Genomic DNA, 16,958 nt, shown 5'->3' with positions numbered 1-16,958 from the left:
TATTTATCGTTTTTTTTATTGATTCAATTCATTGGATTGAAAATACTTACCTTCTTTCCAGAATTTATTGAAAAATGCTACACCAACGGGTTATACATTTACATTTCACATTTTTCAAGAACTCTTTTTGGTTGGATTCCTTTTTCATTTGGAGATATAATCTACACTTTAGTCATTATTTGGATTATCATTTGGTTTTATAAACACAGAAAAGAAAACTGGAAACAAAAAACAATTGCTGCATTAAACTTTATATCTGTTTTTTATTTCTTTTTTAATTTATTGTGGGCGTTGAATTATTACAGAGTACCACTCTATCAAAAGCTAAACATAAAGACAGATTATACTGATGAGCAATTAATAACATTTACCAAAAAATTAATTGCAAAAACTAACGAAGTTCACCTTCAGATAACAAAAGACTCAACTAAAAAAGTTGAAAGTCCATTTGCAAAAGATGATGTTTTTAAAACTGCTCTAATAGGTTACAAAAATTTGTCTGATGAATATTCGTATTTCAAATATGAAATTCCAAGTCAGAAAAAATCGCTGATAAGTTATTTCCTTTCTTACATGGGTTTTGGAGGATATTTAAATCCGTTTACAAATGAAGCGCAAGTAAACAGTGAAATCCCAATGTATGCTTTTCCAGCTACTTTATGTCATGAAATGGCGCATCAAATAGGTTTTGGAAGCGAAAGTGAGTGTAATTTTATTGGCTTTATGTCAGCTACAAAAAATGATAACTTATACTTTAAATACGCTGGATACACTTTCGCATTGCGATATTGTTTAAATAACATTGGCTTTAAAAACGAAAAGTTATATGATGATTTAAAGAAAACTGTTCATCCTGGAATTTTTGAAAACTATAAAGAAAGTGAAGCTTTTCATAAAGCACATGAAACATTCGTAAATACTTTTTTTGAAGCTTTTTACGATAATTTCCTAAAACTTAATCAACAAAAAGACGGATTGCAGAGTTACAGTAAATTTGTTGATATATTGATTAATTATTATAAAACTAAAGAATTATAATCAAACCTCATCACTTGTGAATGTCGTAAAACTTCTCTTTTTATAAGGTCTTATAATTAATCTTCCTTCTCTATCAAAACGAATATAATTGTAAACCCAGTTTAGAAAAACGACTGCTTTATTTTTAAAACCAATCAATGAAAAAAGATGCACAAACATCCAAACAAACCATGCAAAAACCCCTTTAAAATGATACTTAGGCAAATCGACAACAGCTTTATTTCTTCCAATAGTTGCCATTGAACCTTTATCATTATACTCAAATGGTTCCATAGATTGATTTTGAGTAAATTTAATCAAGTTATCACCTAACAATTCACCTTGTTGAATGGCTGGTTGGGCCATCATAGGATGTCCTTGAGGATATAATTCTGATTCCATAGAAGCGATATCTCCAATTGCGAAAATATTATTATATCCTTTTACCTGATTAAACTGATTCACCTTAATTCTTTCAACTCTTTCAACTAATGAATTTGCATCAAGCCCAGATACTGCTGCTCCTTGTACTCCTGCCGTCCAAATTACTGTAGCAGAGTCGAAAGTCAAATCTGAATTGGTAGATATTATTCTTCCGTCATAGTTTGTTACTCTTACATTCTTCCAAATTTTCACTCCTAACCCTTCTAAAAACGCTTCAGACGCATTAGAAGAATCAACACTCATAGTATTTAAAATTCGGTCGCCACTTTGAATAAGGTTGATTTGCATTTTTTGAATATCCAAATCAGGATAATCTTTTTGCAGAATCGCTTTTTTCATCTCGGCAAGAGCTCCAGCAAGCTCAACTCCTGTTGGTCCACCTCCTACCAATACAAAATTGATTAATGCTTCTCTATCCGCTTGATTTTTTGTTAAAACTGCCTGTTCAAAGTTTTCTAAAATTAAGCTTCGAATATTCAAAGCTTGTGGTATGGTTTTCATTGACATAGAGTTTCGCTCTATTTCCTTATTACCAAAATAATTGGTTTTTGAACCAGTCGCGATTACTAAATAATCGTAATACAAATCCCCAATTTCGGATATTACTTTTTGAGATTGAGTGTCAATTTCTTTTACTGAAGTCAATCTAAAATAAAAATCTTTACAACCTTGAATTACCTTTCTAATTGGATAAGCAATAGAACCAGCTTCTAGCCCTCCAGTTGCAACTTGGTACAATAATGGTTGAAAAGTATGATAATTGTGTTTATCGAGTAAAACGACTTGTAGGTTTTTATTTTTAAGTTTTTTTGCCAATGCAATTCCTGCAAAACCGCCACCAATTATGATGACTCTTTTTTTATCAGACTGAGGTATGTTCATTCTCTTGAAATGATTGAATATTTATAAATTAAAGATAAAATTTTTACCTATTCTATTCAATTATATTTGTAACAAAATATATAATTCTACTACTTATTACACATGAGTAATGAACTAGAAAAGTCATTTGTTAGTCAACTAAAAGAAAATCAGAATATAATTCACAAGATTTGTCGGCTTTATACACATGGTGAAGAAGAACACAATGACTTATTTCAAGAAATTACCATTCAGCTATGGAAAGCTTATCCAAAATTTAGAGGTGAAAGTAAATTTTCTACTTGGGCCTATAGAGTAGCTCTTAATACTGCTATTACGTTATATCGTAAATCGACAAAAAAAGTCAACACTATTGAGTTTGAAACTGGCAGGCATTTTATTTCCCAAGAAGAATATAATTATGAAGAAGAGGAACATATAAAATTGCTTTATAAAGCTGTTCATCAATTAAATGACATTGAAAAAGCATTAGTTTTTATGTATCTAGAAGACAAAGATTACACAGAAATAGCAGAGACACTAGGTATTACCGAAGTCAATGCTCGTGTAAAAATGAACAGAATAAAAACTAAACTAAAACAAATTATTAATCCGTAAAGATAAAGGCATAAATGGAAGAGTTGGATTTATTAAAAAAAGACTGGAAAAAGAATCAAAATTTCCCAGAGATTTCTGAAAATGAAATCTATGGCATGTTACACAAAAAATCGTCATCAATTGTAAAACTTATTTTAATAATAAGCGTTTTAGAAGTTGCTCTTTGGTTTTTTGTTGGTCTTCTTTTTGATTCTGAAGAATACTTTAGAAAGCTAAACTCTAGTTTTTTAGTTGATTTCTTCAATGTATTTACAGTCATAAATTATGCAGTAATAGCAGCATTTATTTATATATTTTATAAAAATTACAAAAACATCTGTGTGGTTTCTTCAACAAAACACTTGATGAAGAGTATTTTAAATACACGAAAAACTGTCAATTATTACATATGGTACAATCTTGCAATGATTATTGTTGGTACTATTTTAGGATTTATCTTGGCTTTCAATACAGACCCTAATTTGATAAAACTTACAGAACACAATGACAGTGTATTTTATATTGCAATTGTTATTTGCTTAGTCGCAATAGTTGTATTAGTTGGTGTTTTTTGGCTATTCTACAGATTACTTTATGGTATTCTGCTTAAGAAATTATATAAGAACTATAACGAATTAAAGAAAATAGATTTATAAAAAAAGTCCCAAGTTTGGGACTTTTTTTATAAATCTATATGCCATCGGCGAAGTCTGTCTAATTCTTTTTGCTCTTCGACTTCTTCAACTGAAAGTACTTTCAAGAAAGATGGATGCTGTTCTATTGCATATTCTATTTTTTCTACAATTTGATCCACCGTGTCATTTTCATAATCTATTTCTAAAGGTTCTTTTATTATGAATGATTGTAAGATTCCTTTTTTCTTTAAGCGTAATCCTTTTTTATCAAAAGACCTTCTAAAACCATCTATTACAATAGGAACAACAACTGGTTTGTAATGTTTTATAATATGAGCCGTTCCTCTTCTTACTGGTCTAAAAGATTTTGTTGTACCTTGAGGAAACGTAATTACCCAACCATCTTCAAGGGCTATCTGAATATTTTTAAAATCACTTAAATTAACTTTTTTTTGTTCATGCTTTTCAAGATCTTTCCCATCTGCCCTCCAAGTTCTTTCTACTGAAATTGCGCCAACATAAGCCATTATTTTAGTTAAAAGATTTGCCTGTAAAGTCTCTTTTGCACCAATATAGTACATATTCAATTTTGGTTTCCATAGATAACCAATGTTTCTAATATTATCTTCTCTACCTTTTAAACTGGCATTAAAAACATGAAACATTGCTACAACATCAGCAAAATAAGTTTGATGATTAGAAATAAATAAAACATTTCTATCTGGTAAAGTTCGAATAATTTCTGAACCGTCAATCTGAAGTTGATTAAAACCACGATATCTACGATGCGTAAAGGCACCAAAAACCATTATTATTAACCGCTTTAAAAAAAGTATATGCCCAAAAGGATTTCTCTTAAATAATCCCATATTTTTAAAAAATAAGCTGCAAAATTACAAAAAGTATTGCACTATAATATCTTTTTGAACATTTCTTTAAGTTCACTCATCATCATTGCTGTTGCTCCCCAAACCAAATGTTCCTCAATTTGAAAGGCTGGAACACTAATATTTACAGCATAAGATGTTGACATATTTACATTTACAACTATACTTTCATCTAAAAACATTGCAAGAGGTAACTCTATTATATCTGAAACTTCCTCAGGATTTGGATCAAAAGACAATTCTATATTAGAAAAACCTAAAAATGGAGATACCAAATAATTGCTTGGCGGAATATAAACTTCACTAAAAGCTCTAATTACATTTACTTTTTCTTTCTCAACGCCAATTTCTTCATGGGTTTCTCTTAAAGCTGTTTGAGACAAATCGGCATCATAAAGTTCTACTTTACCACCAGGAAATGCTATTTGAGAGGCGTGAATACCAGGATATGAATTTCTCACTATCAAAGCCAAATGTGTTATTTCGTTTTTAGGGTACAAAAGCATTAAAACAGCTGCTTTTTTGGGTACTAAACTCGAAAAGTTGTTAGCTTTCAAAAAATCGATTCTCTCCGGCGGAACCATTTTTGCATGTGCATCGGTCGCAGGTAGCGTTTCTTTTGTTATTTTTGGGACATATTTTAAAAACTCAGAAAAGTCCATTTTTTTGATACTTTTTAACAATAGTTATCCTATTGATTTTCAGTCAACACTTTCATAAAGATAACTTATATTTTTTAATTTAACAATTATATCCTTTACAAACTCATGTATAGCAAAGAAGAAAGTCAGAGAATAAAACGTGAATTTTGGATTCAGTTTGCTGAAACTTATCCAAGAAAATGGATGCTTTACGATACAAAGATTAAAGATTTTTCTTTTAAATTTTTTGTAGATAATAAAAAAGCACAAGTTTTATTAGACATAGAACCTAAAGATGATGAAAAAAGAAAAATATACTATGAAAAAGTAGAATCTCTAAAATCTATTTTAGTTGAAGATTATTTACCTGATGCAGTTTTTGAAAGACATTTTTATCTAGAATCAGGAAAAGAAATTAGTCGCATTTGGGTTGAATTACTAAATGTAAGTGTCAATAATAAATCTACTTGGGATGAAATCTTCGATTTTTTTAATGAAAAAATGACCAACTTCGAAATATTTTTCTACGAAAACCAAGACTATATCAAGGATTTAGAAATAAATACATAATTTTTTTACTTTTTTTGTAACAATTGATTTCGGTTTGTATCATAAGAGAAAATAAACAAACTAAAAATCAATAATCATGAAATCAACTATTCAAAAAAACAAAAAAGTAATCATCTTAGTATTAGCAATCTTTGCATTTATAAATGTATTTGCTCAAAAACAACAATCATTTGAAGTAAAAGTAATTGGAAAAGGAAATCCAATAATTTTAATCCCAGGTTATTCATGTAGTGGTGAAGTATGGAACGAAACTGTTGATCATTTAAAAAATAATTATCAATTACACGTTATCACAATTGCAGGTTTTGGAGAAGCAAAACCTATCCAAAATGACGAAATTCTAAAAACAGTTCGTAACGAAATTATCCTATATGTAAAGGATAACAAACTAAAAAAACCAATGCTAATTGGTCATAGTTTAGGCGCTTTTATGACACTATGGCTACAAAGCACAGAACCAGATTTGTTTGGCAAAAGCATTTGTGTTGATGGACTTCCTTTTGTATCTGCTGTAGGCAAACCAGAAACAACTGCAGATGCTGTTAAAGCTAACCCTCAATTTAATAAAGAAGCAGTTATTAAAAACTTCAAATCATTACCCGCAGAAGGTTATGTAAAAAACATGACTAAACAAATGCTATATCAAGTAAATGATTCAGTGAGAGCTAAGCAAATTGCTGAGTGGAGTTTTAAAAGTGACAGAACAACTTTAGGAAGTACAATTGTAGAAATGTCTACTACTGACTTAAGAAAAGAAATTGCTAAAATAAAACAACCCATTCTAGTTATTGCAAGTCTTTGGGAAACAAAAGAAGCAAGTGAAAAAGAGTATAATTTACAATATGCTGAACTTAAAAATAAAACTATAAAAGTAGCAGATGCAAAACATTTTATTATGTACGACCAACCACAATGGTTTTATAACGAAATTGATTTATTTTTAGGTTCAAAATAACCAACTAGATATCTGTGGAAAATCAATTTAAACAAATCTACACCGATTATTCTCAAAAAGTTCACCGTCTATGTTTAGGTTATACAGGAGATAGCATGCAAGCCGATGATTTAATGCAGGAAGTCTTCATTAAAGTTTGGGAGAATTTACCAAAATTTAGAGGTGAATCTCAAGTAAGCACTTGGTTGTACAGAATTGCAGTAAACACATGCCTATTACATTTAAGAGATGCAAAAAAAAACACTAAAGTAGATATTGAGAAAACTACTTTAAAAATTAGTGATGATAATAATGACAAAGAAGGACAAGTTCAATTATTATATAAGTGTATAAGTGAATTAAATGAAACCGACAGACTTATCATCACATTAATGCTGGAAGAAGTACCTTATAGTGAAATTGCCGAAGCTACATCAATATCTGAAGGAAATTTGAGAGTAAAAATTCATCGAATCAAACAACAATTAAGCGAAATCTATTCTAAATATGAAAGACTTTGATAACATAATGGATGTCTGGAAACAGCAGAAAGAGGTTAAAATTCCAGATGCTGACTCAATCATTCAAAAAGCAAAAAAAGAACAAAACACCTTTACCAATAAAATAATTTTACAAGTAGCTATTCTTTTACTAACAATTGTAGCGTTGATTTGGGTAGGAACAACAATAAATTTCAAAATGATAACTTCCTATATAGGTTTAGGATTGATGTGTCTATGTGTATTAGGATTTTCTATAATAAGGCTCTATCAAATGTTTCAAATTAAAAAGATTGACTTCACTCAAAATCCATCTTTAACACTGATTGAATTAGAAAAAACATATACTTTCCAGCAATTTGTAAGCAACAAAGTTGGTCTAATGTATTTTATTCTATTAAACTTAGCATTTGTATTTTACTTTATTGAAGTAATGCAACCAATGTCATTACAATTAAAATTGATCGTACTTACTGTATATACTAGTTGGATGTTGTTTGCTTACTTTTATTTAGGTAAAAAACAAAAGAAGAAAGAAAATAAAAGAATTCAGAAAATGATTGATTCTATAAAAGAAATGGAAATCAATTATGAGAAATAAAAAAGGATATGCACTGCCTTCAAAAACAAAAAATGAAAAGACGACAGTGCATACTTTTAAAAGGTATTAAAAAAGGCTATTCAATAATTTGATGTTTCTTTTTATTGAAAACCCAGAAAATAATTGGAAAAACAAGCAATGTTAATACTGTTGCAGTCACTAAGCCTCCAATAATTACAATTGCTAAAGGCTTTTGGGATTCTGAACCAATACCTGTAGAAATAGCTGCAGGTAATAATCCAATTGATGCCATTAGAGCCGTCATTACAACTGGTCTTGTTCTAATTTTTACTGCTTCAATAATAGAATCGTTTAAAGTCATTTTTTCTTTGAGATTTTTATGAAATTCCGAAATCAGGATTACACCATTTTGAATACAAATACCAAAAAGTGCAATAAAACCAACTCCAGCTGAAATCCCGAAATTCATACCTGTAAGATGTAAAGCAATAATACCTCCTATAATTGCAAAAGGAACATTGGCCAAGACCAATAAAGAATCTTTAATATTTCCGAATAAGATGAATAGCAAGATAAATATTCCTATCAAACTAATTGGAACAACTTGCCCTAAACGATTAGTAGCTCTCACCTGATTTTCAAATTCACCCGTCCAACCAATTTTATAACCCGCAGGCAATTTTATGTTTTTGGCTACTTTAGCCTGTGCATCTGAAATAGTACTTCCTAAATCGCGTTCACGAACTGAAAACTTTACTCCAATGAAACGTTTAGTGTTATCTCTATAAATGAAAGCTGGTCCTGTAGCTTTTTCTACTTGTGCAATTTCTTTCAATGGAATTTTTACACCATCAATGGTAGGCACTTTAATATTAAGTACATCATTCTCGTCAGAGCGATATTCTTTTGCATAACGAACACGTACATCAAATTTTTTCTCACCTTCATATTTCTGTGTTGCTGTTTTTCCTCCAAATGACATTTCCAAAACTGCTTGTGCATCTGAAAGTGTGACACCATAAGCAGCCATTTTTTCTCTATCTAAAATTACACTAACCTCAGGTTGACCAATGTTTCGCAAAATACCTACATCTTTAATTCCATCCACATTTTTAATTTGATCAATCACTTTATTAGCTATTTCATCGAGTTTATTTAAATCATCACCATATATTTTCACTGCGTTAGATGCGTTGATTCCAGCAACACTTTCAGCAACGTTATCAATAATTGGTTGCGAATAATTATATCCAATTCCTTGATATTTACTCAATTTTGTATCCATTTCCTTGATAAGTTCTTGTAACGAAATTTTACGTTTCCACTCGTCTTTTGGTTTTAGATTAACCTGCATTTGCACATAATAAAAACCACTGGGATCTGTACCATCATTACTTCGTCCTGTTTGGGAAAGGACTCCGTTAACCTCATCAAAGCTGTTGATTTCTTTTCTTAAAACATGAACCATTTTTACAGTTTCATTTAAACTCTGACTCATAGGCATTTTCGCTTCAACCCAAAGCGCTCCTTCGTTTAGTTCTGGCAAGAATTCGGTTCCTAAAAACTTAGCAGATACAAACGTTATTATCATAAACAGAAGCGAGAAAACAAGTGTTTTTCTTTTATGTCTAAATGTCCATGCAAAACCTCTTTCTACAAGGCGATTCCAAAAATTAACAAACGGATTATTTTTCTCTCGTACATTTTTATTTAACAGAAGATGCGATAATACAGGAACAAGTGTCAATGTAAAAATCAAAGCTCCAAGTAATGCAAAACCTAAGGTAAATGCTAACGGTGAGAACATTTTTCCTTCTACTTTCTGAAATGAAAATATTGGAATTAAAGCTGTGATGATAATCAATTTAGAAAAGAAAATAGCTTTACCCATCTCTGTTCCTGTTTTTTTGATTACACTTCCAATGGCTAATTTGTTATAGGCCTGCATTCCTTTTTTATGAGCCAAATGGTCGAGCGTGACAAAAATCCCTTCTACCATGACGACGGCACCATCGATAATAATACCAAAGTCAACTGCTCCTAACGAAAGTAAATTGGCACTCATTCCCTTTAATTTCAGACATAAAAAGGCGAAGAGCAAGCATAATGGTATAATTATGGCAACGGTAAGCGTAGTACGCCAATCTGCCATGAACAAGAACACGATAACTGTTACAAAAATGATTCCTTCAAAAAGGTTATGCATTACTGTTGCAGTAGTGAAATTCATCAGATTGTCACGATCATAAAACGTTACCATTTTAACATCTTTTGGAAGGACTGAATTGTTTAATTCATCTATTTTTTCCTTAACACGTTCAAGTACTTCTTTCGGGTTTTCACCTTTTCGCATTACGACGATTCCTTCAACAACATCATCGTTCTTGTCTAAACCAACTTGACCTACTCGCGGATATGAACTTTCTTTTACATCTGCAAGATTTTTAACTAAAACAGGATTTCCTCCAGCATCAGTAACAATAATATTTTCAATATCTTTAATAGAGCTTAATAAACCTACTCCACGTACAACATAAGCTTGTCCGTTCTTTTCTATAACATCACCTCCTACATTGAGATTACTTTTATTTACTGCCTCAAAAACTTCAAGAGGTGTAATATCATATTTAGATAATCTTCCCGGATCTACACTAATTTCATATGTTTTTTCTTGACCTCCAAAAGCAACTAAATCAGCAACTCCTGGAACAGAACGAAGTTGTCTATCAATTACCCAGTTTTGAAGTGTTAACAAGTCTCGAGTATCTCTGTCTTTACTTTGTAATGTATATCTAAAAACCTCACCTGTTGGTCCATAAGGCGGTTGCACATCTGGCTCAACACCATCGGGAAGTGAAACAGTTCGTAACTGATTATTAACCTGCTGACGTGCAAAAGAATCATCAACATCATCATCAAAAATTATTTTAATAACTGATAGTCCAAACATTGTAACGCTACGAACACTCGTTTTTTTCTGAACTGAGTTCATAGAAATTTCTATTGGAGTAGTTACAAAACGCTCTATTTCTTCAGTGCTTCGCCCATTCCATTCAGTTACAATGATAATTTGTGTGTTAGTTACATCTGGAAAAGCTTCTATAGGCATATTTTTGAATGCTACAAAACCAGAAATCACAAGGATTCCAACCCAAAAGAAGGTGAATGCTTTATTCTTTAAAGAAAAAGCAATTATATTTCGAATAAATTTATTCATAATTAATCATTTAAGGCATCATAAACCAATAGTTGATTGTGAGTCATTACTTTTTCTCCATTACTCAAACCGCTAGACACATAAGTAATATTGCCTACCTGACGGAAAATTTCAATAGGTCTTGTCTCAATGTTATTCCTGTCTTTATATACCATGACAAAATTCTTGCTCTTATCAAATATTACAGCATCAGAAGGAATAGCCAACATTTTATTATTATTTTCTGTGTAGGATAATTTTATGTTAGCACGCATTTCGGGCTTTAGAATGTAACCTGGATTAGGAAGTTTTATTAAGACCTTCATAGCTTTAGTCTCTGGATCAATGATATTAAAAATTTTATCAACTTTTCCATTAAAAACTTTATCAGGATAACTCAATGTTGTAATTGCTGCGTTTTCACCCTCTTTAACCTGATTAATATCACTTTCATTAACATTCGCAATAGCCCAAACATCATTGATTTCAGCAATATCAAAAATGTTATCACTTCTGTCATTACGAAGTAACATATCTTGATTTATTTTTTTCTCGATTACGAATCCGTTTAAAGGCGAACGCACTTCATAAATGGCTCCTTGTCTGATGTTGTAAATTTTATAGGTTTCCTGAATACGATACAGCTGAGACTTAGCCTTATCAAGATTACTTTTAGCTTCAAAAACATCACGCTCAGCATTTAATTTTCCTTCAAAAAGTTCTTGTGCAACTTTTAAATTATTTTTAGCAACAACAACGTCATTTTTAGCATCTTCCAATTGCTTTTCGAAATCTGCAACTTCAGTACTTCTTATCGTAGCTAACAATTGACCTTTTTTTACATAATCGCCTAACTCGACATACACTTTTGAAACACTACCTCCTACAACAGGAAATACTTCAATAGTTTTATTATTATCAGTAGTGATTTTTCCATAATACGTTAATTCATTTTTTAACGGTTGCATGGAAACAACAGAAGTTTTTGTTGTTTCTAACATTTTGTCACTTAAAACAAAAGTTTCTTTTATTTCTCCTTTTTCAACTTCCTTTTTGCAAGAAGTTAAAGCTAAGGCTGACAAGGTTATGATAATTAAATGTTTCATTTTAAAAAACAATAGTGTTAACAATATGATTAAGTTCTTCGCTTGAAAGTATAAACTGTTTGCGCATTTCATTTATTTGAAGAATACTTTGGTTGTAACTCTCCATGAAATCTGTAAATTCAAACAACGTGATATTACGTTTTTGGAAATTTTGCAACACACCATTATAGACAGTATCTAGATTTTGATTAATAGATTGTGACATTGAGCTGTATTGCTTTTTTTGTTCATTCCAAAGTGATAGTGCATTTTTTAAATCTTGTTGCAATTCAAGTGTTTTGTAATCTTTACTGGCTCTAATTGCTCCAAGTTGAGCTTCGGCAAGTTTAATATTCCCTTTATTTTTATTCCAAAGTGGTAGCGGAATTCCCAATGTAAAATTCACTTGATTGTGAAATGCTCCACCGTGCTGATCATAAGAGAATCCAGCATTTATATCAGGTACAGATAATGATTTTTGTAGTTTTATAGCTGTTTCCTGATTCTCAACTTGTTTTACTGCAAGCAAATAATCTGGACTTTTTTCTTGGGCAAGTTTAAACAAGCCTTCTTCGTCATATTTGGGTTCATTAAATTTTTGAATTACTTCAAACTCATTCACCGTTGGTGTAATTATTTCAGAGTTTCCTGTTAAAAGAGCCAAATTTTGTCTTTGTTGACTAATATCTTTTGCAATGGCTATTTTATCGTTTTTTAAATTTAGTAGTAACGACTGTAGTCTAACAACATCTTTTAATGGAATGTTTCCTTTTTCTGCCTGAATCTCATACGATTTTAACAGCGTTTCAATTTGAGTTGTTTGCGATGCTATACTTTCAATTTTCTTCTGATCAAAATAAATTGAGTAAAAACTTTGTCTCAAATTGTACTTCAAATCATTCAAAAGTTGTTCAAACTGAAGTTCTGCTAGTTGAGCATTAGATTTTGCTAAGTCAACTTCATTTCTTTTTTTACCCCCTAAATAAATAAGTTGTTGAATAGCGACTGCTTTTTGACCATTCTTACCAATAACAAAAGTTTTATTAGCATCAGGATTTAACAAGTTTATTTCCCCAGAAACGTAGGGTTGATCCCAAATTCGGGCTTGTATTATTGCAGCTTTTGAAGCATCGATGCCATATTGCTGCGCAATTAAAATTAGATTGTTTTTTTGCAAAGCATCATCACAATCCTTAAGTGTCATATTTTTTTGCGAATAAAAAGTATGCAGAAAAAGCAAACTGGTTATTAAGATTGGTAGTCTCATTTGTATTGTAATTAAATCAATACAAATTTTCAAACACTAACCTTAAAACAGCCTTAAATCTGACCTTAAAAAAAACTTAAAAATGATTAAACTTTTTTAAGCAATAGGAAACTTGATTGTAAACAAATGTGAGTTGTTTTTATATTCGTACGAAAGTGAAGCTTTATGAATATCCAATACTCTTTTTGCAATCCTCAAACCAAGACCAGAGCCAGCAATTTTTTGGTTGTTGCTTCCTCTTAAAAAAGGTTTAAAAATTTTATTTTCTTCATCAGAATTCAATTTTTCTCCTGAGTTAATCAGTCTAATTTCTAATTCATTACTTTTAGTCTCTTCTATTAAAACATTTATTTTTTTATCATTAGAATACAAATAAGCATTTTTGAAAAGATTACAAAAAACGATTTCCAGCAATCCATAAATTCCATTAACTTCTAGACTACTCTCTTCACTTATAATTTCAAAATTCATATTGAAATCAGTAAATGATTTTAAAGTTTTCTCATAGGAACTGAAAATAATTTCATCTACACGTTCTTTTTTAAATTTTGGAGTAAAATTACTTGAGTTAATCTGCGCTAATAATAACATCGAATTAATCAAATCTGAAATCTGATTAATATCATTACGCATGCTCTTTAAATAATCAAAAGTCACTTCAGAATGATTATCTTGATTTAAAAGATTATCAAGTTGTAGTGTAAGCCTACTAACAGGAGTTCTTAATTCATGTGAAGCGTTTGATGTAAACTCTTTTTGAGCAATATAAGAAGTTTCGATACGTGACATTAACTGATTGAAAGCAATAGAAAGCAAATTAATTTCATCAGCACTAGAGTTTTCTTCCAATTTGGTATTTAATTTATTGATGGAAATTGTTGTAATTACTTTTTGAAAATCGTCTAACGGGCGCAATAATTTTTTAATGAAATAATAGGTCATTAACCAAACTAAGGTTGTTCCTGCAAAGAAGACTACAAGTAAAATTTGTAACAAATGCTCTAGTTTGTTGTTTCCATATTTATCTTCTGCGGCAATTAAAACATAATAATCTTCTTTTTCGTAGTCATAGAAAATTCCGAAAATATCGTTTTCACCATCTCTGGAATAAACTCTTTTACTTTTTTTTATTTTTTTTAATAAATCGATATTCCATTTCACAGAAGTATCATCAATACTACTGTAAATAAGCTTGAAATTGTGGTTAAAAATTAGTGTTTTTTCGTTGTAGAGTTTATTAATTGTATTTCTATCAATTACTTTTAGTATCTGATTATCAATTTCCTTTACTTCAAGAAGTAATTTAGTTGTAGTTAAAGCTTTTTCTTCTAAGCGATTCATAAATTCTTGTCTTCGAAAAGAAGAATATGAAAGATATATCAATACTGCAGAAACACCATATAATATTGAAAATGCAATACTAACATTAACAGCTATTCGTCTTTTTAAAGTCATGAGTCAGCTTTTAAATAATACCCAAAACCAGGTCGTGTATGAATGAGTTTCACCTCATGATTCCTGTCTATTTTTTTTCTTAAGAAGTTGATATAAACTTCAATCGTATTTAGATTGGTATCAAAATGTACATCCCAAATTTGCTCAGAGATACTTTGTTTAGAAAGAACTCTACCTTTTGCTTTAGCGAGTAATAATAGTAACTGATATTCCTTTTGGGTTAGATCAATAGTATTTCCAGCTCTTTTTACAATCATTGTATCTGGCGAAATTTCTAAATCTTCTACTATTATGAGGTTTTCTTTCAATTGGGGAACCGAGCTTCTTCTTAATACCGAATAAATTCGAATCAATAATTCTTCTAAGTGGAAGGGTTTTACCAAATAATCATCACCACCCAATTGAAAGGCATCCATCTTATCGTTTAAATCACCATAAGCGCTAATCATTATTATTGGTGTATTTTTATCTGTTACTCTTATTTTATTACAAACATCCAGACCATTGAGTTTGGGAACATTTATATCAAGAAGGTACAGATTGTAACTATTAGATTTTATTTGACGGAAAAACACTTCTCCATCAAAAACACAATCACAATCCATATCATTAGCCTTCAAAAAATTACTAATTTCTTTAGACAAGATTAAATCGTCTTCCAACAATAGGATTTTTGTCATTTTGTTCTCTTTGAAGTAAAGGTAAGAAAGTAAAAATAATGGAACAACCGTAAATAAAAAAAGCACTCAAATTGAGTGCTTTTTGTGGGCGATGAGGGGTTCGAACCCCCGACCCCCTCGGTGTAAACGAGGTGCTCTGAACCAGCTGAGCTAATCGCCCGAAATTATTTTGAATGTCTTCGAGAAACATTTGTGGGCGATGAGGGGTTCGAACCCCCGACCCCCTCGGTGTAAACGAGGTGCTCTGAACCAGCTGAGCTAATCGCCCAATAACATTGGAAGCATGTCTTCCGTTATTGTGGGTGCAAATATAGGACAGTTTTTTATATCTGCAAACATTATTTAAAAAAAATTACACAATTTCTGCAACAACGAAGGTACTTCCGCCTATGTAAATAAAATCATTCGAAGCTGAAACTTTCAACACTTCCTCATAAGCTTTTGACACCGAATCATATACATCCCCAATTAACCCATACTCTTTTGCTTTTTCTTGAAGAAGGTCTGCATTTAATCCTCTTGGCACATTTGGCTTAGAAAAATAATATTTTGCGTTTTTTGGAAAAAGAGGCAAGATATCTTCCAAATCTTTATCATTTACAACCCCTAAAACAAAATGAAGCGTATCGAATTTTTGCTTCTGAATCTGATTTAAGACTATTTTTAAGCCGTGACTATTGTGAGCCGTGTCACAAATCACTTTAGGGTTTTCATTTATTTGTTGCCAACGACCAAGCAAACCTGTATTTTCGACAACATTTAAAAGCCCTTTCTTAATATCATCTTCAGAAATATTCAATTGCTGTTTCAAAATAGTTATAGTTTGAAGAACAGTCTTTTTATTGCGATACTGATAGTCTCCAAGCAATCCGGAAGGATAATCTTCTGAAATCAAATCGGAAGCAAAATAAATATCTGAATTACATTCCTCTGCCTTTCTCATGAAAACTTTTTTAGTTTCTTCGGTATACTCACCAATAACAACTGGAATATAAGGTTTTATTATTCCGGCTTTTTCGTAAGCAATCAATTCTAACGTATCACCCAAAAAATGAGTATGATCAAATCCAATATTCGTAATAACCGAAACCAGTGGTGTAATAATATTTGTAGAGTCTAGTCTACCTCCCATCCCTACTTCTATCACTGCAATATCCACGTTTTCCTGAACGAAGTAATCAAACGCAAGTCCTACAGTCATCTCGAAAAAACTAAGACTATTTTCTTCAAAAAATGACTTATTCTTTGTTATAAATTCAACCACAAAATCCTCAGAAATCATTTCACCATTAATTCTTATTCGTTCTCTGTAATCTTTTAAATGTGGTGAAGTATACAAACCTACCTTTAAACCAGCTTCTTGCAATATTGAAGCAATCATAGACGATGTAGAACCTTTACCGTTGGTTCCTGCAACATGAACCGCTTTTATTTTATTTTCCGGATTTCCTAAATGATTCGTCAGTAATACTGTATTCGTTAAATCTTTTTTATAGGCTGATGCTCCTTGCTGTTGATACATTGGCAATTGGGCAAACATCCAGTTTATAGTTTCTTGATAAGTCATTTTACTTCTATTTTATCACTTCTGTACTATACACAAAATAAAACCTATATTTTTTAGTTA

Annotated in this window: 16 protein-coding genes and 2 tRNA genes; 7 read left to right on the top strand and 11 right to left on the bottom strand. The window is 30.9% G+C overall.

The annotated features are described in order from the left end of the window. Window positions 1-36 precede the first annotated feature (36 nt). Window positions 37-1,038 (top strand): DUF3810 domain-containing protein, encoded by a 1,002-nt coding sequence (locus tag LJY17_RS00170; RefSeq protein WP_264544792.1) that lies wholly within the window; start codon window positions 37-39, stop codon window positions 1,036-1,038. Here LJY17_RS00170 and LJY17_RS00165 read toward each other — a convergent pair whose 3' ends face one another. Next, window positions 1,039-2,343 (bottom strand): NAD(P)/FAD-dependent oxidoreductase, encoded by a 1,305-nt coding sequence (locus LJY17_RS00165; RefSeq protein ID WP_264544791.1) that lies wholly within the window; start codon window positions 2,341-2,343, stop codon window positions 1,039-1,041. Window positions 2,344-2,445: 102 nt separating this feature from the next. On the opposite strand from LJY17_RS00165, the gene LJY17_RS00160 reads away from it, so the two are divergent. Together LJY17_RS00160 and LJY17_RS00155 are read left to right on the top strand one after the other, a co-directional pair. Beyond that, window positions 2,446-2,940, top strand: coding sequence for an RNA polymerase sigma factor (locus tag LJY17_RS00160; RefSeq protein WP_264544790.1), 495 nt, complete (start codon window positions 2,446-2,448; stop codon window positions 2,938-2,940). A 14-nt stretch (window positions 2,941-2,954) separates the two neighbouring features. Beyond that, window positions 2,955-3,575: a hypothetical protein gene (locus LJY17_RS00155; protein ID WP_264544789.1), complete on the top strand. Its 621-nt coding sequence runs from the start codon at window positions 2,955-2,957 to the stop codon at window positions 3,573-3,575. 26 nt (window positions 3,576-3,601) lie between these two features. Here the strand turns inward: LJY17_RS00155 and LJY17_RS00150 are convergent, their stop codons facing one another. Together LJY17_RS00150 and LJY17_RS00145 are read right to left on the bottom strand one after the other, a co-directional pair. After that, window positions 3,602-4,423 (bottom strand): lysophospholipid acyltransferase family protein, encoded by an 822-nt coding sequence (locus LJY17_RS00150; RefSeq protein WP_264544788.1) that lies wholly within the window; start codon window positions 4,421-4,423, stop codon window positions 3,602-3,604. Window positions 4,424-4,464: 41 nt separating this feature from the next. After that, on the bottom strand, window positions 4,465-5,103 hold the full coding sequence (locus LJY17_RS00145; RefSeq protein WP_264544787.1) for an NUDIX hydrolase: 639 nt from the start codon (window positions 5,101-5,103) through the stop codon (window positions 4,465-4,467). Between the two features lie 105 nt (window positions 5,104-5,208). Between LJY17_RS00145 and LJY17_RS00140 the strand changes: the two genes are divergently transcribed. The 4 genes from LJY17_RS00140 (at window position 5,209) to LJY17_RS00125 (ending at window position 7,687) form a co-directional block, all read left to right on the top strand. Then, window positions 5,209-5,652, top strand: coding sequence for a DUF4268 domain-containing protein (locus tag LJY17_RS00140; protein WP_264544786.1), 444 nt, complete (start codon window positions 5,209-5,211; stop codon window positions 5,650-5,652). Between the two features lie 76 nt (window positions 5,653-5,728). Beyond that, window positions 5,729-6,607 carry an alpha/beta fold hydrolase gene (locus tag LJY17_RS00135; RefSeq protein ID WP_264544785.1) on the top strand — a complete coding sequence of 293 codons (879 nt, stop codon included), beginning with the start codon at window positions 5,729-5,731 and terminating at the stop codon, window positions 6,605-6,607. A 14-nt stretch (window positions 6,608-6,621) separates the two neighbouring features. After that, a complete protein-coding gene (locus LJY17_RS00130) occupies window positions 6,622-7,107 on the top strand; it encodes an RNA polymerase sigma factor (RefSeq protein WP_264544784.1) in 486 nt (161 codons plus the stop codon). Then, window positions 7,094-7,687: a hypothetical protein gene (locus LJY17_RS00125; RefSeq protein WP_264544783.1), complete on the top strand. Its 594-nt coding sequence runs from the start codon at window positions 7,094-7,096 to the stop codon at window positions 7,685-7,687. Before LJY17_RS00130 ends, LJY17_RS00125 begins: the two co-directional genes overlap by 14 nt. Before the next feature lie 76 nt (window positions 7,688-7,763). On the opposite strand, the gene LJY17_RS00120 is transcribed toward LJY17_RS00125, so the two are convergent. The 8 genes from LJY17_RS00120 to LJY17_RS00085 form a co-directional block, all read right to left on the bottom strand. Next, complete coding sequence (locus LJY17_RS00120; protein WP_264544782.1) at window positions 7,764-10,865, bottom strand: efflux RND transporter permease subunit; 3,102 nt, start codon at window positions 10,863-10,865, stop codon at window positions 7,764-7,766. Between the two features lie 2 nt (window positions 10,866-10,867). Then, on the bottom strand, window positions 10,868-11,950 hold the full coding sequence (locus LJY17_RS00115) for an efflux RND transporter periplasmic adaptor subunit (protein ID WP_264544781.1): 1,083 nt from the start codon (window positions 11,948-11,950) through the stop codon (window positions 10,868-10,870). A gap of 1 nt (window position 11,951) precedes the next feature. Further along, the gene (locus tag LJY17_RS00110) at window positions 11,952-13,133 is read right to left on the bottom strand and encodes a TolC family protein (protein WP_264544780.1); all 1,182 of its coding nucleotides are present in this window, start codon (window positions 13,131-13,133) and stop codon (window positions 11,952-11,954) included. A gap of 159 nt (window positions 13,134-13,292) precedes the next feature. Further along, the gene (locus LJY17_RS00105; protein WP_264544779.1) at window positions 13,293-14,651 is read right to left on the bottom strand and encodes a HAMP domain-containing sensor histidine kinase; all 1,359 of its coding nucleotides are present in this window, start codon (window positions 14,649-14,651) and stop codon (window positions 13,293-13,295) included. Next, the gene (locus LJY17_RS00100) at window positions 14,648-15,331 is read right to left on the bottom strand and encodes a response regulator transcription factor (RefSeq protein WP_264544778.1); all 684 of its coding nucleotides are present in this window, start codon (window positions 15,329-15,331) and stop codon (window positions 14,648-14,650) included. Before LJY17_RS00100 ends, LJY17_RS00105 begins: the two co-directional genes overlap by 4 nt. Before the next feature lie 85 nt (window positions 15,332-15,416). Then, a tRNA-Val gene (locus tag LJY17_RS00095) sits at window positions 15,417-15,491 on the bottom strand. A 33-nt stretch (window positions 15,492-15,524) separates the two neighbouring features. After that, window positions 15,525-15,599, bottom strand: a tRNA-Val gene (locus LJY17_RS00090). Window positions 15,600-15,683: 84 nt separating this feature from the next. Next, complete coding sequence (locus tag LJY17_RS00085) at window positions 15,684-16,898, bottom strand: bifunctional folylpolyglutamate synthase/dihydrofolate synthase (RefSeq protein WP_264544777.1); 1,215 nt, start codon at window positions 16,896-16,898, stop codon at window positions 15,684-15,686. Window positions 16,899-16,958: the final 60 nt, after the last annotated feature.

It is taken from the genome of Flavobacterium hankyongi (genome assembly GCF_036840915.1).
Classification (GTDB): domain Bacteria; phylum Bacteroidota; class Bacteroidia; order Flavobacteriales; family Flavobacteriaceae; genus Flavobacterium; species Flavobacterium hankyongi.
Note: the sequence above shows the minus strand (reverse complement) of the source record. Positions and strands in the feature narration are given on the sequence as shown.